Annotated in this window: 17 protein-coding genes; 15 read left to right on the top strand and 2 right to left on the bottom strand. The window is 70.4% G+C overall.

The features are described from left to right. The first annotated feature begins 163 nt into the window (after positions 1–163). The 12 genes from gatC to ACFT7S_RS04615 all read left to right on the top strand — a co-directional run bounded on the left by gatC (position 164) and on the right by ACFT7S_RS04615 (position 15086). Positions 164–460 (top strand): Asp-tRNA(Asn)/Glu-tRNA(Gln) amidotransferase subunit GatC, encoded by a 297-nt coding sequence (gatC, locus tag ACFT7S_RS04670; RefSeq protein WP_003966094.1) that lies wholly within the window; start codon positions 164–166, stop codon positions 458–460. Between the two features lie 5 nt (positions 461–465). After that, positions 466–1968 carry an Asp-tRNA(Asn)/Glu-tRNA(Gln) amidotransferase subunit GatA gene (gene gatA / locus ACFT7S_RS04665; protein WP_382726901.1) on the top strand — a complete coding sequence of 501 codons (1503 nt, stop codon included), beginning with the start codon at positions 466–468 and terminating at the stop codon, positions 1966–1968. 5 nt (positions 1969–1973) lie between these two features. Next, positions 1974–2207 carry a hypothetical protein gene (locus ACFT7S_RS04660; protein WP_073727053.1) on the top strand — a complete coding sequence of 78 codons (234 nt, stop codon included), beginning with the start codon at positions 1974–1976 and terminating at the stop codon, positions 2205–2207. A gap of 16 nt (positions 2208–2223) precedes the next feature. Continuing rightward, complete coding sequence (gatB, locus tag ACFT7S_RS04655) at positions 2224–3732, top strand: Asp-tRNA(Asn)/Glu-tRNA(Gln) amidotransferase subunit GatB (RefSeq protein WP_382726899.1); 1509 nt, start codon at positions 2224–2226, stop codon at positions 3730–3732. A 250-nt stretch (positions 3733–3982) separates the two neighbouring features. Continuing rightward, positions 3983–6094 (top strand): phosphocholine-specific phospholipase C, encoded by a 2112-nt coding sequence (locus ACFT7S_RS04650; RefSeq protein WP_382726896.1) that lies wholly within the window; start codon positions 3983–3985, stop codon positions 6092–6094. 235 nt (positions 6095–6329) lie between these two features. Then, entirely contained in the window at positions 6330–8573 is a 2244-nt protein-coding gene (locus ACFT7S_RS04645) for an MMPL family transporter (RefSeq protein ID WP_382726894.1), read from the top strand. Positions 8574–8588: 15 nt separating this feature from the next. Next, entirely contained in the window at positions 8589–9143 is a 555-nt protein-coding gene (locus ACFT7S_RS04640; RefSeq protein WP_382726892.1) for a GNAT family N-acetyltransferase, read from the top strand. A gap of 60 nt (positions 9144–9203) precedes the next feature. After that, on the top strand, positions 9204–9872 hold the full coding sequence (locus ACFT7S_RS04635; RefSeq protein WP_382726890.1) for a hypothetical protein: 669 nt from the start codon (positions 9204–9206) through the stop codon (positions 9870–9872). A 180-nt stretch (positions 9873–10052) separates the two neighbouring features. Next, positions 10053–10406, top strand: coding sequence for a MerR family transcriptional regulator (locus tag ACFT7S_RS04630; protein ID WP_382726887.1), 354 nt, complete (start codon positions 10053–10055; stop codon positions 10404–10406). Between the two features lie 87 nt (positions 10407–10493). Beyond that, complete coding sequence (locus ACFT7S_RS04625; protein ID WP_382726885.1) at positions 10494–11513, top strand: alpha/beta hydrolase; 1020 nt, start codon at positions 10494–10496, stop codon at positions 11511–11513. A gap of 229 nt (positions 11514–11742) precedes the next feature. Next, positions 11743–11916, top strand: coding sequence for a hypothetical protein (locus ACFT7S_RS04620; RefSeq protein WP_382726883.1), 174 nt, complete (start codon positions 11743–11745; stop codon positions 11914–11916). A gap of 47 nt (positions 11917–11963) precedes the next feature. After that, positions 11964–15086: an AAA family ATPase gene (locus tag ACFT7S_RS04615; protein ID WP_382727664.1), complete on the top strand. Its 3123-nt coding sequence runs from the start codon at positions 11964–11966 to the stop codon at positions 15084–15086. Positions 15087–15132: 46 nt separating this feature from the next. On the opposite strand, the gene ACFT7S_RS04610 is transcribed toward ACFT7S_RS04615, so the two are convergent. Both ACFT7S_RS04610 and ACFT7S_RS04605 read right to left on the bottom strand, forming a co-directional pair. Continuing rightward, the gene (locus ACFT7S_RS04610; protein WP_382727661.1) at positions 15133–16278 is read right to left on the bottom strand and encodes a PQQ-dependent sugar dehydrogenase; all 1146 of its coding nucleotides are present in this window, start codon (positions 16276–16278) and stop codon (positions 15133–15135) included. A gap of 210 nt (positions 16279–16488) precedes the next feature. After that, positions 16489–17445, bottom strand: a complete 957-nt coding sequence (locus tag ACFT7S_RS04605) for an aldo/keto reductase (RefSeq protein ID WP_382727658.1) — start codon at positions 17443–17445, stop codon at positions 16489–16491. A gap of 143 nt (positions 17446–17588) precedes the next feature. Between ACFT7S_RS04605 and ACFT7S_RS04600 the strand changes: the two genes are divergently transcribed. The 3 genes from ACFT7S_RS04600 to ACFT7S_RS04590 all read left to right on the top strand — a co-directional run bounded on the left by ACFT7S_RS04600 (position 17589) and on the right by ACFT7S_RS04590 (position 23758). Next, a complete protein-coding gene (locus ACFT7S_RS04600) occupies positions 17589–18539 on the top strand; it encodes a 2-hydroxyacid dehydrogenase (protein ID WP_382726880.1) in 951 nt (316 codons plus the stop codon). 327 nt (positions 18540–18866) lie between these two features. Next, the gene (locus ACFT7S_RS04595; protein ID WP_382726877.1) at positions 18867–21695 is read left to right on the top strand and encodes a putative bifunctional diguanylate cyclase/phosphodiesterase; all 2829 of its coding nucleotides are present in this window, start codon (positions 18867–18869) and stop codon (positions 21693–21695) included. A 206-nt stretch (positions 21696–21901) separates the two neighbouring features. After that, complete coding sequence (locus ACFT7S_RS04590; RefSeq protein ID WP_382726874.1) at positions 21902–23758, top strand: acetolactate synthase large subunit; 1857 nt, start codon at positions 21902–21904, stop codon at positions 23756–23758. Positions 23759–23778: the final 20 nt, after the last annotated feature.

The following is a 23778-nucleotide window of genomic DNA, read 5'->3' as shown; positions in this document are numbered from 1 at the left end:
CTCGGTGGCCGTTTTGTCCTCAATCTCCGGACGGGCTCGAATGGGTGCGGACCGGCATGCTCCGCCGAAGGCCGACCGGGGTGTTCCACGGGTGGCGGTAGTGGATGCGGGTGACCCCATAGGATTGGGCCAAAACCACACACCAAACCCTGAGGATCGCTGCATGCCTGGCATCACGCGCGAGGAGGTCGCCCACCTCGCCCGGCTGGCGCGTCTGGAGCTGAAGGGCGAAGAGCTCGATCACTTCGCCGGTCAGCTCGACGACATCATCGGCGCGGTCGCCCGCGTCTCCGAGGTCGCCGACCAAGACGTACCGCCGACCTCCCACCCGCTGCCGCTGACCAACGTCATGCGCGCGGACGAGGTCCGTCCGTCGCTCACCCCCGCGCAGGCGCTCTCCGGCGCCCCGGCCCAGGAGCAGCAGCGTTTCAAGGTGCCGCAGATCCTGGGGGAGGACTAAAAGTCATGACGGACATCAGCACCATCATCAAGCTGACCGCCGCCGAGATCGCCGCGAAGATCGCTTCCGGTGAGCTCACGGCCGTCGAGGTCACCGAGGCCCACCTGGCCCGGATCGACGCGATCGACGAGAAGGTCCACGCGTTCCTGCACGTCGACCGCGAGGGGGCGCTCGCGCAGGCCCGCGCCGTCGATGCGAAGAGGGCCGCGGGCGAGAAGCTCGGCCCGCTGGCCGGCGTCCCGCTCGCGCTGAAGGACATCTTCACCACGAAGGACATGCCGACCACCGTCGGATCGAAGATCCTCGAGGGCTGGATTCCGCCGTACGACGCGACGCTGACGCAGAAGCTCAGGGCCGCCGACGTCGTCATCCTCGGCAAGACCAACATGGACGAGTTCGCCATGGGGTCCTCCACCGAGAACAGCGCCTACGGACCGACCGGCAACCCGTGGGACCTCACCCGGATTCCGGGCGGCTCGGGCGGCGGCTCCTCGGCCGCGCTCGCCTCGTACGAGGCCCCGCTCGCCATCGGTACGGACACCGGCGGTTCCATCCGCCAGCCCGCGTCCGTCACCGGCACCGTCGGCGTCAAGCCCACTTACGGCGGCGTCTCCCGGTACGGCATGGTGGCGTTCTCCAGCTCCCTCGACCAGGGCGGCCCCTGCGCCCGTACGGTCCTGGACGCGGCCCTGCTCCACGAGGTCATCGCCGGACACGACCCGATGGACTCGACGTCCATCGACGCCCCGGTCCCGCCGGTCGTCGAGGCCGCGCGCAACGGCTCCGTGGAGGGCATGCGGGTCGGCGTCGTCAAGCAGTTCGCGGGCGAGGGCTACCAGGCCGGTGTCGTCCAGCGCTTCAACGAGTCGGTCGAGCTGCTGAAGCGGCTCGGTGCCACGATCGTCGAGCTTGACTGCCCGTCCTTCGACCTGGCCCTGTCGGCGTACTACCTGATCGCGCCGTCCGAGTGCTCCTCGAACCTGGCCCGCTTCGACGCCATGCGCTACGGCCTGCGGGTCGGCGACGACGGCACGAAGTCCGCCGAGGACGTCACCGCGCTCACCCGCGAGGCCGGCTTCGGCGACGAGGTCAAGCGCCGCATCATCCTCGGTACGTACGCGCTCAGCTCCGGCTACTACGACGCGTACTACGGCTCGGCGCAGAAGGTCCGCACCCTCATCACGCAGGACTTCGAGAAGGCGTTCGAGCAGGTGGACGTCATCGTCTCGCCGACGACGCCCACCACCGCCTTCCCGATCGGCGAGCGCGCCGACGACCCGATGGCGATGTACCTCGCGGACCTGTGCACCATTCCGACCAACCTCGCCGGCAACTCCGCCATGTCGCTGCCCTGCGGCCTGGCCCCGGAGGACGGCCTGCCGGTCGGACTGCAGATCATCGCCCCCGCCATGAAGGACGACCGGCTGTACAAGGTCGGAGCCGCCGTCGAGGCCGCCTTCGTGGAACAGTGGGGACACCCGCTGCTTGAGGAGGCTCCGTCGCTGTGAGTGCCATGGCAAAGAAGGCCAAGAACTTCAAGAAGTCGAAGACCGGGCTGTACGTATCGCTCGGCAGCACTGCGTTCGGTGCGATCAGCGTCGCCAAGCAGGCGAAGCTCGCGCGCAACGACAACGACGTGCTGCGGCTGATCGACGCCGCGGTGTCCGCCGCGGCCATCGTCACCGGCCTCGCGATCCTCTATCGCGAACTGAAGCGTCTCGGCGACGACGACGTCCTGCTGGGCTGAGAGGGAAAGTTTCACCGTGACTGTCATTGACCTGGAGTCGTACGAGGACGCCCTCGCGACGTACGACCCCGTCATGGGCCTCGAAGTCCATGTCGAGCTCGGCACCAAGACCAAGATGTTCTGCGGCTGCTCCACGGAGCTCAAGCAGGACGCCAACTCGCAGACCTGCCCGGTCTGTCTCGGGCTGCCCGGCGCGTTGCCGGTCGTCAACGAGATCGGCGTCGAGTCCGCGATCAAGATCGGCCTCGCGCTGAACTGCGAGATCGCCGAGTGGTGCCGCTTCGCCCGGAAGAACTACTTCTATCCGGACATGCCGAAGAACTTCCAGACCTCCCAGTACGACGAGCCGATCGCCTTCAACGGCTATCTGGACGTCCAGCTGGAGGACGGCGAGATCTTCCGTGTGCAGATCGAGCGCGCCCACATGGAGGAGGACACCGGCAAGTCGACGCACGTCGGCGGTGCCACCGGCCGTATCCACGGCGCGTCCCACTCCCTGCTCGACTACAACCGCGCGGGCATCCCGCTCATCGAGATCGTCACCAAGCCGATCGAGGGTGCCGGCGCACGCGCTCCCGAGGTCGCCAAGGCGTACGTCGCCGAGCTCCGCGAGCTCATCAAGGCGCTCGGTGTCTCGGAAGCCCGCATGGAAATGGGGCAGATGCGCTGCGACGTGAACCTGTCGCTGCGGCCCCACGGCCGGGAGGCGTTCGGTACGCGCTCCGAGACGAAGAACGTGAACTCCCTGCGTTCCGTCGAGCGTGCCGCCCGCTTCGAGATCCAGCGCCACGCCGCGGTGCTGAACTCCGGCGGAACGATCGTGCAGGAGACCCGGCACTTCCACGAGGAGGACGGCTCCACCACGGCCGGCCGCATCAAGGACAACGCCGAGGACTACCGCTACTTCCCGGAGCCGGACCTGGTGCCCGTCGCCCCGGCCCGTGAATGGGTCGAGGAGCTCCGCAAGGGCCTCCCCGAGCTGCCGCGGCTGCGCCGCGCGCGGCTCAAGGAACAGTGGGGCGTCTCCGAGCACGACATGCAGTCCATCCTCAACGCAGGCGCGGTCGACCTGATCGTCGCCACGACCGAGGTGGGCGCTCCGGCGGACCAGGCCCGCAAGTGGTGGATGGGCGAGCTCGCCCGTAACGCCAACGAGACCGGCCGCGCCCTCGACGAGCTGGGTGTCACTCCCGCGCAGGTCGCCAGGGTCGCCGAGCTCGTCGCCAGGGGTGACCTCAACGACAAGCTGGCACGCCAGGTCCTCGAGGGTGTCCTCGCGGGCGAGGGCGACCCGGACGCAGTCGTCGAGAAGCGCGGCCTGAAGGTCGTGTCGGACGAGGGCGCGCTGGGCACGGCCGTGGACGAGGCCATCGCAGCCAACGCGGCCATCGCGGACAAGATCCGCGGCGGCAAGGTCGCGGCGGCGGGCGCGCTCGTCGGCGCGGTCATGAAGGCCACGCGCGGCCAGGCGGACGCGGCGCGCGTGCGCGAGCTGATCCTGGAGAAGCTCGGCGTCGAAGGCTGACCCGTCGGCGTACTGAGGTACGCGAAGGGGCGGTGCACCCGGATTTCCGGGCGTACCGCCCCTTCGCGCGTCCGTGACGCCGAGCCTGCGAGCGTCCCGTGACGCGGCTCCTGCGAACGTGCCGAACCCGGGGCGGACCTGGACTTTCGGGGTGGCCTGTTGGACGTTCACCGCTCTGCCGTACGGCGGTCTTCCGGCCGCCACCTCGTTTGACTAGCTTCCCGCTGTACGACCGATTCGGGAGGCTCACTTGACCACGGACATTTCACGGCGACGGCTCTTCGCCCTCGGGGGCGGCGCGCTCGGCGCAGCGGCGGCCGGATCGTTCCTGCCGCCATCGCTCCAGGCCGCCATCGCTGCGCAGCCCGCCCGCCCGGCGGGGTCCGGTGGCGGGCTCGACGAGATCAGGCATGTGGTGATCCTGATGCAGGAGAACCGGTCCTTCGACCACTACTTCGGGATGCTGCGCGGTGTACGCGGCTTCGGCGACCGCAATGCCGTCGAACTCCCCTCGGGGAAGCCCGTCTTCGAGCAGCCGGGCCCGCTGGGCACGTCCGTGCTGCCGTTCCCGGTGCGCGAGGCCGCCGAGACGCAGAAGAAGGATCTCCAGTACATCGGCGCACTGGACCACTCCTGGAGCGGCGGCGGCCGGGCCTGGGCCGGTGGGTGGATGAGCGGCTGGGTCACCACGAAGACGGCCGCCACGATGGCGTACTACGACCGCCGTGACATCCCGCTGCACTACGAACTGGCCGACACCTTCACGGTGTGCGACGCCTACCACTCCTCGATCCACACCTCGACCAGTCCCAACCGCAACCACCTGTGGAGCGGGAAGACGGGCTTCGAGGCGAACGGCAAGCGGGCCGTCGGCAACGACGCGTACAACGAGGGCACGCACCCCGGGTACGACTGGAGCACCTACGCGGAGCGGCTGGAGGCCGCGGGGCACAGCTGGCAGACGTACACGGAGTGGGAGAACTTCACCGACAACCAGAGCGAGTTCTTCGCCACCTTCAAGGCGATCGCCCGCAAGGCCCTCGCGAAGACCGGCGGGCACACGTTCATGGAGTCCTTCTACGCGGTCGTCCGTGACACGGACGACGCGAGCGAGCGGGAGCGTCTGCTCGGTCTGCTGGAGGAGGGTGTCGCGACCCTGTCCGAGGCAGAGCGGAGCCTCTTCGAGCGGGGGCTGCGGCGGGTGGAGACGGGCACGCTGGCCGACCGGTTCGCCGAGGACGTGGCGGCGGGGACGCTGCCCGAGGTCTCCTACCTGGTGCCGTCGGCCGTGGACTCCGAGCACCCGAGCGTCTCCTCCCCGGTCCACAGCGCGACGATCCTCTACAAGGTGCTCGACGCGCTGGGCAGCCACCCCGATGTGTGGCGGCACACCGCGGTCCTCATCAACTACGACGAGAACGACGGCTTCTTCGACCACGTCCCGCCGCCGGTCGCGCCGCCCGAGGTGACCGAGGAGCACTGGGACGGCAAGCCCACCGGTCTCGGGGTGCGGGTGCCGATGCTGGTCGTCTCGCCGTGGACCATCGGCGGCTACGTCTGTTCCGAGGTCTTCGACCACACCTCCGTGATCCGCTTCCTGGAGCGGTGGACCGGGGTGAAGGAGCCGAACATCGGCGACTGGCGGCGCACGGTCACCGGCGATCTCACCTCTGCCTTCGACTTCTCGCGGGGCGGGCGGCAGCCGGAGGTGGACCGGCCGGCGGCCATTCCGGCCTTCAGCGGACGCTGGCAGCCGAAGCCGCCGGCCGTCCAGCGGATGCCCGTACAGGAGCCCGGGACGCGACCTGCCAGGGCGCTGCCCTACCAGCCGGACGCGCAGGCGTGGGTCACGGACGGGGCGGTGCAGGTGGGCCTCAGCAACACGGGGCGCTCGTCGGCGCACTTCACGCTCTATCCGTACGCCGGTGAGTTCCCCGCCCCGCAGCACCGCGATGTAAGGGGCACGGCGCAATGGACGGTGCCCCTTACCGGGGACGCCTACCGGTTCACGGTCACCGGGCCGAACGGCTTCCGTCGTGAGTTCGAGGGCACGGCCGGGGGCGACGCGGAGGTCGGCACGCGGCTCGACGCCCGCGAGCGCGATCTCTATCTCACGCTGCGCAACACGGGACAGCGGACGCTGGCCTTCACCGTGCGGCCTCTCGGGTACGTCGACGAGGAGGACCTGCGCGGCTGGACCCGGCGCATCACGGTGAAGCCCGGACGCAGCCGTACGGTCGTGCACTCGGCGGCCGACGCGCGCGGCTGGTACGACCTGGCGGTCACGGTCGACGGGGATACGGCCTTCCGGCGGCGGCTGATGGGCCACATCGAGAACGGCAGGGCGAGCGTCTCGGGCTGAGGCGAAACCACTCAGTGGGCGGGCACCGAATCGGTGCCCGCCCACTGGTGTCCCCGAGGGGCTGATGGGACCGGTGGGGCGTGTAGGGGAAATATCAAGCCCTGTGAGCATGGCCACGAAAGGGGCAAAGGATCAAGTTTGGCTGTCAGAGTGACGGTTCAGGTCATGAGTTCTTTAACGGGAAGTTCCGGTTATCTCCCGACAAAGATCCACGAACCCTCAGGGAGCATGTCCGTTGGCTGCTATCGCCCGCTGGTGTCTCAGGCACCGGCTCGTCGCCGTCCTCATCTGGCTGTTCGCCCTCGGCGGCGCGGCCACCGCAGCGGGCTTCGCGGGTTCGGCCTACTCCAACGACTACGAGGTGCCCGGCACCGAGTCCGGTCGTGCCACCGCACTCCTCCAGCAGGGCTTCAAGGATCTCGGCGGTGACACCGACACCGTGGTCTGGCACACCAGCGGCTCCAGCGTCCGGGCCACCGACGTCGAACAGACGATGACCAGGACCCTCCACGCGATCGAGGAGCTGCCCGGAATCGGCGGCGTCACCGGCCCCTACGGCTCGGCAGGCGCCGGACAGATCAGCGCGGACGGCAACACCGCGTACGCCACGGTCACCTTCGACCAGCAGGCCGACGACATACCGCCGGAGCAGGCACAGGCCCTCGTCGACACCGCGAAGGCGGCGGAGAGCGACGGACTCCAGGTCGAGCTCGGCGGCACGGCCGTCGCCCTCACCGAAGCGCCCTCGGTCCACCTCAGCGAGGCCATCGGGGTGGTCGTCGCCGCGGTCGTCCTCTTCCTGGCCTTCGGCTCGCTCGCCGCGAGCATGCTGCCCATCGCCACCGCACTCGTCTCCGTCGGCACGGCCTACGCGGGCATCGTCCTGCTCGGCCATGTGATGACGGTGGCCGACTTCGCACCGATGCTGGGCATGCTGATCGGGCTCGGCGTCGGCATCGACTACGCGCTGTTCATCGTCACCCGGCACCGCAGAGGACTGCGGCGCGGCCTGTCGGTCACCGACGCGGCGCAGAACGCCGTAGCGACGACCGGGCGCGCCGTCGTCTTCGCCGGGGCCACCGTCTGTATCGCGCTCCTCGGCATGCTCATCCTGCGGCTCGGATTCCTCAACGGTGTCGCGATCGCCGCCTCGCTCACCGTCGTACTGACCGTCGCCGCCTCCGTGACCCTGCTGCCCGCGCTGCTCTCCTTCATCGGGATGCGTGCGCTGAGCCGGCGCGAGCGCAGGCAGCTGGCCGAGAAGGGGCCGCAGCCCGAGCTGACCACCGGCTTCGCCGCCCGCTGGTCCGCGTTCGTCGAACGGCACCCCAAGCTGCTCGGGGCGGTCGCCGCCGTTGTGATGCTGGTCCTGGCCCTGCCCACCTTCGGGCTGCATCTGGGCACATCCGACCAGGGAAACAACCCCGCCACGGCCACCACCCGGCAGGCGTACGACCTGCTGGGCGAGGGCTTCGGGCCCGGGGTCAACGGACCGCTGACGATCGCCGCGCAGCTGGACGGCGCCGACGACCGGCTCGCCCTGGACGCGCTGCCCGCCACGCTGCGGGACACCGAGGGCGTCGCATCGGTCAGCCATGTGGCGTACAACAGCAGCGGCGATACGGCGTTCGTCACCGTCGTTCCGGACTCGGCGCCGCAGTCGCAGCAGACCAGTGAACTGGTCGACCGGCTGCGGGCAGAGGTGCTGCCCGAGGCGGTGGACAACACCTCGCTCCAGGCGCATGTGGGCGGTGTGACAGCCAGTTACGACGACTTCGCCGAGATCATCATCGGCAAACTGCCCCTCTTCGTCGGTGTGGTCATCGGGCTCGGCTGTCTGCTCCTGCTGCTGGCCTTCCGCTCCCTCGGCATTCCACTGAAGGCCGCCGCGATGAACGTGGCCGCCGTCGCCTCCTCCTTCGGCGTCGTGGTCGCGGTCTTCCAGTGGGGATGGGGGAGCGAACTGCTGGGGCTCGGCAGCGCGGGCCCGATCGAGCCCTTCCTGCCGGTGATCATGGTCTCGGTGCTCTTCGGACTCTCGATGGACTACCAGGTCTTCCTGGTCGGCAGGATGTACGAGGAGTGGCTGGAGACCGGCGACAACCGGCGGGCCGTCCGCGTCGGCCTCGCCGAGACCAGCCGGGTGATCAACTCGGCCGCGGTGATCATGATCTCGGTCTTCCTCGCCTTCGTGCTCAGCGGTGACCGCGTCATCGCGATGTTCGGCATCGCGCTCGCCGCGGCGGTCGCGCTGGACGCGTTCGTCCTGCGCACGCTGCTCGTGCCCGCCCTGATGCACATGCTGGGCGGTGCGAACTGGTGGCTGCCGGGCTGGCTGGACCGGCGGCTGCCGCGCATCAGCATCGAGCCGCCCGACTGTGGCGTGGGTCATGCGACGATCCCGGGGATGCGTTCGAGGGGGGAGGGCGAACCGGTGCCCGGGCCCGTCAGGCCCGAGCCCGTCGAGCCCGTTCACTGATGCCGAAGGAGCACGATGTTCGCGATATCCCTGGGTGACGACGGGGCGGAGCTGCGTCCGCTGGAGACCTGGCAGGCGCAGGAGTTCCTGAGCCATGTGGACCGGGCGCGCGAGCTCGTGGATCCGTGGATTCCGTTCGCCGCGGCCGCCACCGACCTCGATTCGGCGCGGGCCCTGCTCCAGCGGTACGCGGACAGCCAGGCGGCGGACACCGGCCGGCTCTACGGCATCTGGCTGGACGGCACGCTGGTCGGCGGCGTCCTGTTCCGGACCTTCGAGGCCGGGAGCGGCAACTGCGAGGTCGGCTGCTGGCTCGAAGCGGCAGGGGAGGGGCGCGGCCTGGTGACCCGGGCGATGCGCAAGCTGATCGACTGGGCTGTCGACGTGCGGGGCATGCACCGGGTGGAGTGGGTCGCCTCCTCGGCCAACACGCGCAGTGTCGCGGTCGCGAAGCGGCTCGGGATGACGCGCGACGGGGTGATGCGCGAGAGCTACCTCTACCGGGGGAAGCGGCACGATTCGGAGATCTGGTCCGTCCTGGCGCCGGAATGGCGTGCTCAGCGCGGCTGAGCGCCGGACGGGGGCCAAACGTTAAGAGGGTTCTCATCCTGGACACCTAGCGTGCCGCGCATGAACACCTCCACCTCCAAGACCTCCACCGCTCCCGCCGTCGACGACGACCGCGAGGAGAAGACGCCGACGGACAAGAGTGCCGTGAAGGACACGAATGACCCGAAGGGCACGGCCGAGGCCTCCGGCACCGGCACGGCCGTGAACGACGACGTGATCGATGACGAGGCCGCCGATGACGCGGCCGCCGCCGACGACGCGGACGCCGACGCGGACCTGGAGCTCGACGCGTACGACGAGGCCGAGGCGGCATCCGCTTCCGGTCTCGGCGCCGGCGCCGCGGCCGTCGTCGCGGCCGGGCTCGGCATCGTCTCGCTCACCGGCGCCTGGACCGGCCGGGTCGCCGCCGAGCGGGAGACCCTGATCGGCCAGATCAAGACCTCCGGCGGCGGCAGCGCGGCCCAGCAGATCTCCGAGATCTACGCGGACGCATGGCACACCACCGCCCTGGTCAACGGTCTGTTCGCCCTGCTCGCCCTGTTGGTCGGCGTCTTCGTCCTCGTACGCCCCGCCTTCGGTGCGCCCGCCGAACGCCCGCAGCCCGGCTGGATCCGCGCCGTCGCCCTGGCCGGTGTCGTGCTCGGCGTACTCGGTGTATTCATCTCCGCCGGCATGTACTTCGACCTGTTCGTCTCGCTGCCCAGCGCGGCCGCCACGACCGGCGGCTGACGCCTGCCCTTGAGGCACCGGCCGGAGCCGAGGTCCGGCCCCGCGTCCGGTGTCCTGGTACGCGACCGCTGCCCGAGATCTCCCGGGGACGACTCTTCGCGCTATCGTCGATGGTTGACATCGATGTGAGGGTCGAGCCGGGATCTCGGGGCGGCCGGCCGGTAAGCGAAGGGTGATCACATGCGCATCGGGGAGCTCGCCGCCCTCACGGGCACGCCCACGCGATCGTTGCGCTACTACGAGGAGCAGGGTCTCCTGGTACCCAGGCGGATGCCGAACGGCTACCGCGAGTACGACGACTACCTCGTCGACCGGGTCGTCCAGATCCGCGGACTTCTCGACGCCGGGCTGCCGACGCGGATCATCAAGCAGATCCTGCCGTGCCTGGACAAGCCGCGCACGATCCACTTCAGCGACGCCACTCCGGAGATGATCTCCACCCTGGAGACCGAGCGCGACCGGATGAGCGAGCGCATCGGGTGCCTCACCCGAAACCGTGATGCGATCAGCGACTACCTCGAAGCCGTGAAGTGAGCGGCACCCTCCGGTGTTGACATTGACATTAATGTGAAGGTACGAGCATGAGCGGGACGCCCTGTCCGCCCTCGTGAAAGTGCTCTCATGACACTGTTCGATCCTCGTGACCGCATCGACCCCCAGGTCCGTACCGGCCTCGATGCCATGCTCGAAGCCACCGGCCCCGGCGGCTACCGGAACCACCCGCTCCACACCCGGCGAGAGATGTACGAGGCAGGGAACGCCGCAGCGCTCGCGGCGACGCCCGTCGATGACACGGTCCAGCAGCGGGACGAGTGGATTCCCGGCCACCGGGGCGACTCGATCCGGGTACGGGTCTACGAGCCCAGGAACCGACGCGCGAACGAACTGCCCGTCATCCTCTACCTCCACGGCGGCGGACTGAACCACGGAAGCATCGCGACCGACGAGCGCCAGGCCCGCCCGCTGATCCGCGCGGGGGAGGACGGGGCCGTCGTGGTCTCGGTCGACTACCGGCTCGCGCCGGAGCATCCGCATCCCTACCCGGTCGAGGACTGCTACGCGGCGCTGATCTGGGTCGCCGACCATGCCGTCGAACTGGGCATCGACCTCTCCCGGATCGTCCTCTACGGCGGAAGCGCGGGCGGCGGCCTCGCGGCGGGCGTGAGCCTGCTCGCCCGGGACCGGGGTGGCCCGGCCATCGCCTACCAGATGCTGCTGTACCCCATGCTCGATGACACGAACGAGACGCCGAGCAGCCGGCTCATCACCGACGTCGGCATCTGGGACCGCGACCTCAACATCGAGGCGTGGCGCTTCCTCCTCGGGAACGCCGCCGACGCCGACGAGATCAGTGAGTACGCGGCTCCGTCGCGGGCCCGGAACGTGGAGGGGCTGCCGCCGACCTATATCGACGTCGGTGAACTCGACCTCTTCCGCGACGAGGACATCCGGTTCGCCGCGCGGCTGCTCGAATCCGGCGTCCCGGTGGAGCTGCATGTCTACCCGGGCGGCATCCACGCGAGCGAACTCCTCGCACCCGACGCCGAACTCAGCCGGCGCATAGGGCGCTACCGCGACGAGGCCCTTGAGCGCGCGCTCGGCGCGCACCGGCCGAAGACTCCTGTGCCGGACCAGCGGTGAGGCCGACGCGCGCAGCCCTCCCGGAACCTTTCTAGGGCATCTGCCCCGGGTCCCCGGTGCTGCATACGGCATCGGCCGTGCCTGCCTAAGGCCCCCGCCCCGCAGAGATGCGGCACTCGCCCGATGCGGCGACACCCCCTGGCGAACGACAGTTGGTGCACGGCCGGAACCGGCCCCCGGCCACCGGCCGGACAGGCCCTCACGGGCCGTCACCACCAGGGAGAGAGCCATGTACGCGTACGAACTCCACCAGATCCAGTCGGCCGAACTGATCCGCCGGGCCGAGGCGCAGCGCACCGTGCGGCAGGCGGTGCTCGCCCGTCGCGCGGCGCGGCGTACCGGACGGAACGACGCCGAAGGGCGGGTGAGCGCGGACCCGAGCCACTTCGTCCACGCCGCATAGCGGTGGCGGCCCGCTTTCCGGCTGCCGTGGCATCGGACTTGTGTGCGATGCTCGGCGACGTGGAGACCAAGTCCGTCAGCCCCGTGTTCATCGGCCGCGCCGACGAGCTCGCCCTGCTCACAGACGCGCTCGTACGGGCCTCGGACGGCGAGCCGCAGGCGCTGCTCATCGGGGGAGAGGCGGGCGTCGGCAAGACCCGTCTGGTCGAGGAGTTCCTCGCGGTGGCCGACCGCCGCGAGGCCGTCGTGGCCATCGGCGGCTGCGTCGAAATCGGGGCGGACGGGCTGCCGTTCGCCCCGTTCTCCACGGCGCTGCGCGCCCTGCACCGCACCCTGCCGGACGAGCTGACCGAGGCACTGGCCGGCCAGGAGGGCGAGTTGGCCCGCCTGCTGCCCGAACTCGGCGAAACCGGCCGCGAGTCGAACGACGAGCACGGCACCGCCCGCCTCTTCGAACTCACCGCCCGGCTCCTTGAACGCCTCTCCGCCGAGCGCACCCTCGTCCTCGTACTGGAGGACCTGCACTGGGCCGACGCCTCCACCCGGCACCTCCTCGCCTACCTCTTCCGCACCCTGCGCAGCGGCCGGATCACGGTTATCGGCACCTACCGCGCCGACGACATCCACCGCCGCCACCCCCTGCGCCCGCTCCTCGCGGAAATGGACCGGCTCCGCGCCGTACACCGCATCGAACTCGCCCGCTTCACCCGGGGCGAGGTCCGCCGCCAGCTCACCGGCATCCTCGCGGCCACCCCCGAGGCCGCCCTCGTCGACGAGATCTTCGACCGCTCCGACGGAAACGCCTTCTTCGTCGAGGAGCTCGCCCGCAGCCTCGAATGCTGCGGCGACAGCTCCGGACTCTCCGACTCCTTGCGTGACCTGCTCCTCGTACGGGTCGAAGCCCTGTCCGACGACGCCCAGAAGATCGCGAGGATCGTCGCCGAAGGCGGCTCCACCGTCGAGCACGAACTGCTCGCCGCTGTCGCCGGACTGGCCGATGACGACCTGATCGAGGCACTGCGCACCGCCGTCGGTGCCAATCTGCTGCTCCCCGCCCCGGACACCGGCGGATACCGCTTCCGGCACTCCCTGGTCCGCGAGGCCGTCAGCGACGACCTGCTGCCCGGCGAGCGCTCCCGCCTCAACCGCCGTTACGCCGAGGCCCTGGAAGCCGACCCCACCCTCGTCCGCGACGACGAACGCGCCACCCGCCTCGCCAGCTACTGGTACGCCGCCCGCGACGCCGCCAAGGCACTGCCCGCCGTGCTCAAGGCCTCCGTCCAAGCCCGCCGCCGCTACGCCCACTCCGAACAGTTCCGTCTGCTGGAACGGGCCATGGAGCTCTGGGACGACGTCCCCGAAGACGTACGCCGCACCCTGCGCCCGCTCGACTACGCGGAGGCCTACCCGGCCTGTGGATGCGACCCCGAGACCACCCCGCTCCGCTATCTGGACCTGATGGCGGAAGCCACCGTCGCCGCCCGCTTCGGGGGCGACCGCGAAAGGGCCCTGGCCATCTCGAAGAAGGCCGTGCGGGTGCTGGACGGCGAGGACGACCCGCTGCGCGCCGCCTGGTTCTGGGTGCAGCGCTCCCGCCTGATGCAGGACCTCACCCGCGGCGACGGCCGCCAGGAACTGGCCATCGCCCAGGACCTGGTCCGTGGCCTGCCCCCGTCCGCCGTGCACGCCGACGTCCTCACCAGCGTCGCCAGCTGGGGAGCCCTGCACCGGCCGGGCGCCGAGACACTCGCCGCCGCCGACCGCGCCGTGGAGTACGCGCGGCTCGTCGGTGACGAACACATCGAGCTGTACGCCCGCCTCACCCGCGGCTGGCTCATCGCCGACGCCGGCAGCGTCGACGAAGGCATCGCCGAGCTGTACGCCGTCCGCGACCGTGCCGAGGAACTGCACCTCGTCGGGATCATGGGCCGGGCGAGCATCAACCTCCCCTCCACCCTCGAGTCCATGGGCCGCTCCGTCGAAGCCGTGGCCGCCGCCGACCACGGAATCGAGGTCTGCCACAGCCACGGCATCGCCGATACCGAAGCCTGGGTCCGCTCCAACCAGTCGCAGTCCCTCTTCTCCCTCGGGCACTGGGACGAGAGCGCCAGAGCCGCCGACGCGGCCGCCCTGGTCGCCCGCTCCCGCAAGGCCCGCGGTCTCGTCGCCGCCCGCCGTACCGAACTGGCACTCGCCCGCGGCGACTACGCCGAAGCGGACATACAACTGGCCCTCACCCGACGTCATTTCGGTCACCTCGATCCGCAGCCCCAGCACCTGATCACCCCCGCCCGTCAGACCATGGCCCTTGCCGCACAGCAGGGCCGCCTCCCCGAGGCACGGGCCGCATTCCACGCGCAGGCCGAACTCGGCTTCCCGCCGGGCACCCAGCGCTACGCCCTGCCGCTGCTCCAGGTCGCCGCGGCGACGGAGGCCGACGCACGCGGCCTGCCCGCCGCCGACCCCGGTCGCCCCGCGATCCTGGAACTGATCCGCACCCACCTCAAACGACTGCCGATGCTCGTCCCCGTATGGGCCGCCTACGGTGTGCTCGTCGAAGCCGAACTGGCCCGCGCCGAAGGGTCCGACACCCCCGGCCACTGGTCCCGCGCAGCGACCGCGTTCGCTCCGCTCCAGCGGCCCTACGAACTGGCCCAGATCCGCCACCGCTGGGCGGAAGCCCTCCTCACCGTCCAGGGCGACCGCCCTTCCGCGACCCCGCTGCTGCGCGAGGCCCACGCTGCCGCGCTGCGGCTCGGAGCACGGCCGCTCACCGAGACCATCGAGCTGCTGGCCGGCCGCGCCCGCATCACGCTCACCGCTCCCGAGCGGACCCCCGAGCCGCAGATCCACCCCGCCGTCCTCGTCCCGGCCGCCGACGGAGCCACCGGCACGGACCGGGCCGACGCCGACGCCGTGGCCACGGAGGAGCAGGACCCCGCGGCCGCCGCCGTCGAATCCTTCGGGCTGACCCCGCGCGAGCGGGACGTGCACGAGCTGGTGGCCGCCGGTCACACCAACCGAAAGATCGCCGAGGAGTTGTACATCTCGCCCAAGACCGCGAGCGTGCACGTCTCCAACATCCTCGCCAAGCTGGGCGTATCCAGCCGGGGCGAGGCAGCCGCCCTCGCCCACCGCCTCCGCCTCTACCCCGTGCGCAGCACGCCGTAGCGCGGCGCCAGGGCCGCGGTACCCGCCGACCATCTGTCCGGTGGTGCTAGCGCACCTCCAGCAGCAGAATCCTGTCGTCTCCCGGCTTCGGGGTGGCACGGCCGTCCGTATTGCTGGTGACCAGCCACACTCTGTCGCCGCCCGCAGCGAGCACGGTCCGCAGCCGGCCGTACTTCCCGTCGAGGAACGACTGCGGTGCCGCCAGCGGTTCCTGGCCGGCCTTGCCCGAGAGCGGAATGCGCCACAGCCGCTCACCGCGCAGCCCCGCCATCCAGATCGATCCGCCGGCGAACGCGATCCCGCTCGGCGAGGCCTCCGCGGTCTCCCACTGGGCCACCGGGTCGACGAATCCCTTCTCGCCCTTCTTGCCCTCCACATCGGGCCAGCCGTAGTTCCTGCCCGGCTCGATCAGGTTCAGCTCGTCCCAGGTGTCCTGGCCGAACTCGGCCGCCCAGAGCCGCTTCTGCCCGTCCCAGGCCAGCCCCTGCACATTGCGGTGCCCGTACGAATACACCACCGAATCGGCCTCGGGGTTGCCATGCACGGGCTCGCCGTCGGGCGTCATCCGCAGGATCTTGCCGCCCAGCGACTCCTTGTCCTGGGCCAGCCCCGTATCCCCGGTCTCGCCGGTGCCCGCGTACAGCATGCGGTCCGGGCCGAACGCGATACGGCCGCCGTTGTGGACGGTGCCCTTCGGGATGCCCCGCAGGATCGTGTCCGGGGCGCCCAGCTGTTGCCCGGCCGGCTTCCGCTCCTCGTACAGCATGCGGGCGATGCGGTTGTCGGACGCGGTGGTGAAGTACGCGTACACCAGACCGTCCGCGCCGAACGTCGCCGAGACGGCGAGGCCGAGCAGCCCGCCCTCACCGCCGGGCGACACCCCCGGCACGGAGCCCAGCAGCGTCTTCTTCCCGCTCCTGCCGTCGATCCGGGTGATCGTGCCGTCGTCGCGGGAGGCCACCAACAGGTCGCCGCCGGGCAGCGCCGCCAGGCCCCACGGACTCGCCAGCCCCTCCGTGAGCGTGGAGACGACCTTCACCGACCCCTTGGCGGGCGGCAGCTCCGAGGCCGCCGCGGAAGCGGAGGCAGCGGACGAGGGGGCGGACGAGGAGGCGGACGGCGGCGACGAGTCGCCCTCCCGGCCCCCCGTACTCCCCGAGCCGTCCTCGGACGTGCAGGCCGCGGACACCATCAGCGAGGCCGCGGCCAGCGCGGCCACCACCCCTTTACGCACAGCGGGGGAGAGAGCAGATCCGAACACAGCAACGATCCTTTCGACGGCCGCATGACTACTGTTCCTACACCGCAGCCCCGCCCCAGGTTCCCGATCCCCGCCAATTCTCTCGCGGCGCCCTCGGTCCCACGACCCGCAGGCACCCTCGGTCCTACGCCCGCAGGCACCTCAGTCCCACGACCCGCGCGCCCGCGGCAGCCCCGCGATCTCCGCCAGATCCGCGTTGTCGAGCTCCAACCGCGCGGCGCCCGCGTTCTCCACCGCCCACTCCTCCCGCTTCGCGCCCGGTACGGGCACCACGTGCGGCCCCTGCCGCAGCACCCATGCCAGCGCCACCTGCGCCGGAGTGGCGCCATGGCGTTCCGCGATCCGCCGGAGCCCGGACACCACCGGCTGGTTCGCCGCCATCATCTCGGCCGTGAACCGCGGGTGCCTGGCCCGCGGATCGTCCGGCTCGAAGCCCTGCCCCGGCGTCAGCGTCCCCGTCAGATAGCCGTTCCCGAGCGGCATCGCAGCCAGCAGTCCCACCCCGCGCGCCGTGCACCACGGCAGCAACGATTCCAGCGCCTCCGGCGACCACACCGAAAGCTCTGCCTCGACCGCGCTGACCGGAAAGACCTGCTGTACGCGCTCCAGTTGACGGATCGTTCCGTCATGCAGCCGCGAGCCCGGCCTGCGCGAGGCGCGCGCCCCCACGGCGCACAGTCCGAGCGCCCGCACCTTCCCCGCCGCAACCAGATCCGCCATCGCCCCCCAGGTCTCCTCCACCGGCACCTCGGGGTCGGCCCTGTGCAGTTGGTACAGGTCGATCACATCGGTCTGCAGCCGCCGCAGCGAGGCATCGCAGGCCCGCCGCACATAGCCGGGACGCCCGTTGGCGACGATGTGCTGATCACCCACCAGCAGCCCGCACTTGGTGGAGAGGAAGGCCTCGCTCCGCCGCCCCTTGAGAGCCCTCCCCACGAGCAGCTCGTTGGTGAAGGGGCCGTACATGTCCGCCGTGTCGAGCAGCTGGACGCCCGCTTCGAGCGCCGCGTGCACCGTCCGCACCGAGCGGTCGCCGCGCTGCTGCGACGTGCTGTATGCCCAGCTCATCGGCATACAGCCCAGCCCGACCGCACCCACGGCGAGCGCCGCCGCACCGATAGTCCTGCGCTCCAACTCCCCGAACCCTCCCTCGGTCCCGCGGTCACGGGACCACACCGCACCCCAAAAGTAGCCTCTGCCCCCACGGAGCCGCCGAGCAGCCGTCGCCTAGCCTCCTGAGCATGACTTCGAAGAACACCACCGACGTATGGCTGCCGATTCCGGCCGATGAGATCGACGGGCTCCCAGAGGGTCTCGACTACCACTTCTGGGACGGCGGCCAGGACTTCCCCGCCGACCCCGCGGACTGCGCCTTCTACGCCGTTCCCTATATGAAGGGCCCGCAGGTCGCGACCCGTCCGCTCGACGCCATGAGCGCGGTACAGGTCGTGCAGACGCTCTCCGCGGGCATCGACCACGTGGAGCCCGGCCTCGGCCTGCTCCCCGCCGGCGTACGGCTCTGCAACGCCAAGGGGGTGCACGAGGCATCCACCGCCGAGCTGGCCCTCGCCCTGATCCTCGCCTCGCTGCGGGGGTTCCCCGGCTTCGTGCACGGCCAGGACAAGGAGGAGTGGCGGGCCGGGTTCTATCCCGCGCTCGCCGACAAGTCGGTGCTCATCGTCGGATACGGATCGATCGGTTCGGCCATCGAGGACCGGCTCGAACCCTTCGAGTGCGCGCGGGTGGCGCGCGTCGCGCGCTCTGCGCGGACGACAGCACGCGGCCCCGTACACACGCTCGACGACCTGCCCGCGCTGCTGCCCCAGGCCGACATCGTCATTCTGTCCACCCCGCTGAACGCGTCCACACAGGGCCTGGTGGGGGCGGAGTTCCTCGAGGCGATGCGGGACGGTGCGCTCCTCGTCAACGTGGCGAGGGGGCAAGTCGTGGACACCCAGGCCCTGTTGTCCGAACTGGAGAGCGGTCGGCTGCGCGCCGCACTCGATGTCACCGACCCGGAACCGCTCCCCGCAGGACACCCTCTCTGGCATGCTCCCCATGTCCTGATCACCCCTCATGTGGGCGGCAGTACCTCGGCGTTCCTGCCCAGGGCCAAGCGTCTGCTGGCAGGGCAGCTCACCCGCTTCGCCGCGGGCGAGCCGGTGCGAAACGTCGTACTCACCACCGACTGAACACGCTCCGGAGTACGTTCGTCGCAGTGGGTTCCCGCAACGCCCGCAGATCGTCACGGAGAGTAGACGAACTATGTCCCTGAGTGACGGGTCTGGTGTATCGTCCAGAACGGGGGGCTGCGTCGTGGAAGCGGCGGCGCGGGGGAGGAAGTAGAACGCGAGGGGGCGACGGGCGATGTGCGGCCAATGGAGAGACGATCCGACGCGGCAGGGCGAGCGACGGCGGTCATCGGTACTGACGCCGGACAGGTCTCGGCCCCGACCACACCCACGGCGAGCAGCGGGCCGAACCCCGGGGGTGCCGTACGCGACCCGGGGAGTTCCACGGTGAGCGCCGTCGGGGCCCCGCTCTCCCGGCAGTCGGTCACCGGCGAGGGCTCGGGCCTGCGCTCCCAGATCACCCTGGCGACGGTCTGCGCCGGGTACACCCTCGGTGCGGCCGTCGGCTGGGGCTCGCCGCAAGTGGCCCTGTTCATGGGTGACTTCGGGCTCAGCATCGCCGCCCTGGCCGCGGCGCTCTCCTGCTTCCTGTACGCGCGGGGCGACGTTTGCCGGTTCCGGCCCGCCTGGCTGCTCTTCTCGCTCTCCTCCCTCATGGCCGCCTGCGGCAACGCGGTCTGGGGGTGGTACGAGGTGGTGCTGGACCTCCCCGTACCCACGCCGTCCCTCGCCGATCTCTTCTTCCTCTGCTTCGCGCCGCCCGCCATCGTCGGGCTGCTCGTCCTCGCCAAGCGCCCCGTCACCCGGGCCGGCTGGGTGTGCCTGGCGCTGGACTCCTGGCTGATCGGCGGATCGCTGCTGACGCTCTCCTGGAGCCTCGCCCTCGCCCACACCGCCCACGCCGCCGACCCGGAAGGCGAGAGCGTGGCCAGGGCCGCGCTCTCCGTCGCCTATCCGCTGCTCGACATCGTCCTGGTCTCCATGGTGCTCGCGCTGCACTTCCGGCGGTCCAGCATCAACCGCTCCGCGGTGAACACGGCCGTCGCCGCGCTCGCCCTGACCGTCCTGTGCGACACCGTGTTCACCTCGCCGCTGCTCCGCTCGACGTACCACTCCGGCCAGCTGCTCGACGCGGGCTGGTTCACCGGTTCGCTCCTCCTCGCGTACGCCCCCTGGAGCGCCCGGTGCCGCGATACCGACGCCCTGCGGCCAGGTTCCACGGCGATGCGCACTACCAGCCGCCCCATCGCCGGCTCACTGGCCGCGCTGACGCCCTATCTGGCCGCGGCGGTCTGCACCCTGGGCATCCTGTACAACGTGGTCGAGGGCCGCAGAGTCGACCGGGTGGTGATCTTCACCGGATGCACGGTCGTGCTCGCCCTGGTCGTCCGGCAGGGCATCATGCTCCTCGACAACATCTCGCTCACCCAGGAGCTGGCGCAGAAGGAGAACCACTTCCGCTCGCTGGTGCAGGGATCGAGCGACGTCATCATGATCGCCGCCCCCACCGGCATACTGCGCTACGTGAGCCCCGCGGCGGCCGGGGTGTACGGGCGCGAGGCGGACGATCTCGTCGGCTCCGAGCTGGCCTCGATCATCCATCCCGAAGACCTCGGCAGGGTGGTCCATGAGGTACGGCGCTTCCTGGCGGCATCGCCCCACGAAGAACCCACCACCCGCATCGAGTGCCGCTTCAGTTCGGGCGCGGGTGACTGGCTCAACGTGGAGTCCACCGTCAACCGGCATCAGGGCGGCCTGCTCCTCAACAGCCGGGACGTGACCGAACGGGTCCGGCTCCAGGCCCAGCTGCAGCACAACGCCGAACACGACCCGCTCACCGATCTGCCCAACCGCGCGCTGTTCACCGACCGGGTCCGCCGCGTGCTCGGCGGCCGGCGCTCGGGCGACTCGGGCACCGCCGTCCTCTTCGTCGATCTCGACGGCTTCAAAGCGGTCAACGACACCATCGGTCACCAGGCCGGCGACGAACTCCTCATCCAGGCCGCCCGCCGCCTCGCGGACTCCGTGCGGACCGGGGACACCGCGGCCCGTCTCGGCGGCGACGAATTCGCCGCGCTCATCGTCGGCGACGGCACCCGCGACCAGGGCGCCCGTGAGTACCAGGTGCACGAGATCGCCGACCGGCTGCGCCTCACGCTCTCCCAGCCGTACCGCATCGGGGCCAGCGAGGTCCGGGTGGCCGCCTCCATCGGCGTCGCGTTCGCGGAGCCCGGCATCACCCCCACCGACCTCATGCGCAACGCGGACCTCGCCATGTACCGCGCCAAGGCGGGCGGCAAGGACCGGGTCGAGCTGTACGCCCCGCAGATGCAGGCCGATGTCGTACGCCGTTCCGAGCTGGCCGCCCGGCTGCGTACGGCCCTGCGGGACGGTGAATTCGCGCTGCTGCACCAGCCGGTCGTCCATCTCGGCAGCGGCACCGTCGCTGCCGTCGCGGCGCAGGCGCGCTGGCGCTCGGCGCAGGGCATCCTCTTCACCCCCGCCGAATTCCTCCGGGTTTCCGACGACAGCGACCGCACCGCCGAGCTCGGCCGCTGGCTCCTGGAAGCAGCCGTCGAGCAGGCCGCCGAGCGCGCCAGGGCCGGACACCCGGTCTCCGTCTCCGTGCGTCTGTCCGCCGGCCGGCTGCTCGACCAGGCACTGCCCTTCGGTTCCATCGAAGCGCTCCTGACCCGGCACGGGCTGCCCTCCGGCGCTCTGATGATCGAAGTCGCCGACAGCGACCCCCGGATCTCCTTCGACGACCTGGAGCAGCGGCTGGTCGCACTGCGCCGCCTCGGTGTACGGATCGCGCTCGACGGCTTCGGCAGCGGTTACGCGGCGATCAACGCCCTGCGCCGGCTCCCCATCGACGTACTGAAACTGGACCGCGGTCTCGTCGAGGGAGTGGTGGAGTCCGCCCGGCTGCACAAGATCACCAGCGGGCTGCTCCGTATCGCCTGCGATCTCGGCATGCAGTCCGTGGCCGACGGCGTCGACGTACCGGAACAGGTCCTCGCGCTCCGCGCCATGGGCTGTACGCACGGCCAGGGGATGGCCTTCTCCGGGCCGCTCGACGAGTACCGGCTGCGCCGCGCCCTGGTGCGGGGAGAGTTCCCCGTACCAGGCAGTCCGGCCGCCCAGCCCGTCCTGGCGGGCGGCTCGATTCCGCTCCTCAGCGGCTCACATGCTGAGACGCCCATCCCACCTACTTGACACCGTACGCGTGCCGGAGAGAGGGTCAATGCCATGCGCACCCGAATTCTCGTACTTGGAAAGCGCGTCGGCTGAAGCAGAGTTCCTCGTTGACACTCTGCAGACCGCACCGGCGCGCTCCCCTCGCTTGCCTCACGGCACGAGGGGTTTTTTGTTGCACTGACACTTCCCAAAACCCCGCAAAAACCCTCAGCTTCGAGAAGAGAATGCCGATGACCGAGCAGGCCACCGGGGCCCACCACCCGCAGCCGCGGGCCCGTCACAACGGACCGTCGTCCGCCACCGTCGAGCACGTCACGGGCGCCCAGTCCCTCATCCGTTCTCTTGAGGAAGTCGGGGCCGACACCGTATTCGGCATTCCCGGCGGTGCGATCCTTCCGGCGTACGACCCGATGATGGACTCCACCCGGGTGCGCCACGTTCTGGTCCGGCACGAGCAGGGCGCGGGCCACGCGGCCACGGGCTACGCCCAGGCCACCGGCAAGGTCGGTGTCTGCATGGCCACATCGGGGCCCGGTGCGACCAACCTCGTCACGCCGATCGCCGACGCTCACATGGACTCGGTGCCGCTGGTCGCGATCACCGGCCAGGTCGCCTCCAAGGCGATCGGCACGGACGCCTTCCAGGAAGCCGACATCTGCGGCATCACGATGCCGATCACGAAGCACAACTTCCTGGTCACCAAGGCCGAGGACATCCCGCACACCATCGCCGAGGCGTTCCACATCGCGTCCACCGGCCGCCCCGGCCCCGTCCTCGTCGACATCGCCAAGGACGCCCTCCAGGCGCGGACGACCTTCAGCTGGCCGCCCACCCAGGACCTGCCCGGCTACCGGCCGGTCACCAAGCCGCACGCCAAGCAGATCCGCGAGGCGGCCAAGCTCATCACGCAGGCCAAGCGCCCCGTGCTGTACGTCGGCGGAGGCGTCATCAAGGCGGGGGCCACCGCCGAACTCAAGGTCCTCGCAGAGCTCACCGGAGCGCCCGTCACCACCACACTGATGGCGCTCGGCGCATTCCCCGACAGCCACCCGCTGCACGTGGGAATGCCGGGCATGCACGGTGCGGTCACCGCCGTCACCGCGCTGCAGAAGGCCGACCTGATCGTCGCCCTCGGAGCCCGCTTCGACGACCGGGTCACCGGCAAGCTGGACAGCTTCGCGCCGTACGCGAAGATCGTCCACGCCGACATCGACCCGGCCGAGATCGGCAAGAACCGTACCGCCGACGTCCCGATCGTCGGGGACGCCCGCGAGGTCCTGGCCGACCTCGTCCAGGCCGTCCAGGCCGAGCACACCGAGGGTAATACCGGCGACTACGAGGCGTGGTGGAAGGACCTCAACCGCTGGCGCGACACCTACCCGCTCGGGTACGACCTGCCGGAGGACGGCAGCCTCTCCCCGCAGCAGGTCATCCAGCGAGTCGGTCAGCTCGCCCCCGAGGGCACGATCTTCGCGGCGGGCGTCGGCCAGCACCAGATGTGGGCCGCCCATTTCATCGACTACGAGAAGCCCGCCACCTGGCTGAACAGCGGCGGCGCCGGAACCATGGGATACGCGGTCCCGGCCGCGATGGGCGCCAAGGCCGGCATGCCCGACCGCACGGTCTGGGCCATCGACGGCGACGGCTGCTTCCAGATGACCAACCAGGAACTCACCACCTGCGCGCTCAACAACATCCCGATCAAGGTCGCGATCATCAACAACGGCGCCCTCGGGATGGTCCGCCAGTGGCAGACCCTCTTCTACAACCAGCGGTACTCCAACACCGTGCTGCACTCCGGCGCCGACACCGAGGGCACTCCGGCGAAGGGCACCCGGGTGCCGGACTTCGTCAAGCTGTCCGAGGCCATGGGCTGCTACGCGATCCGCTGCGAGAGCCCTGCCGACCTGGACAAGGTCATCGAAGAGGCCAACTCCATCAACGACCGCCCCGTCGTGATCGACTTCATCGTCCACGAGGACGCCATGGTGTACCCCATGGTCGCCGCCGGCACCTCCAACGACGAGGTCATGGCCGCCCGCGGTGTCCGCCCCGACTTCGGCGACAACGAAGACGACTGAGAGACAGAGAGAGACCGACT

Source organism: Streptomyces sp. NPDC057136, from assembly GCF_042670885.1.
In the GTDB taxonomy this organism is placed as follows: domain Bacteria; phylum Actinomycetota; class Actinomycetes; order Streptomycetales; family Streptomycetaceae; genus Streptomyces.
This window is presented reverse-complemented; position numbering and strand designations above follow the sequence as displayed.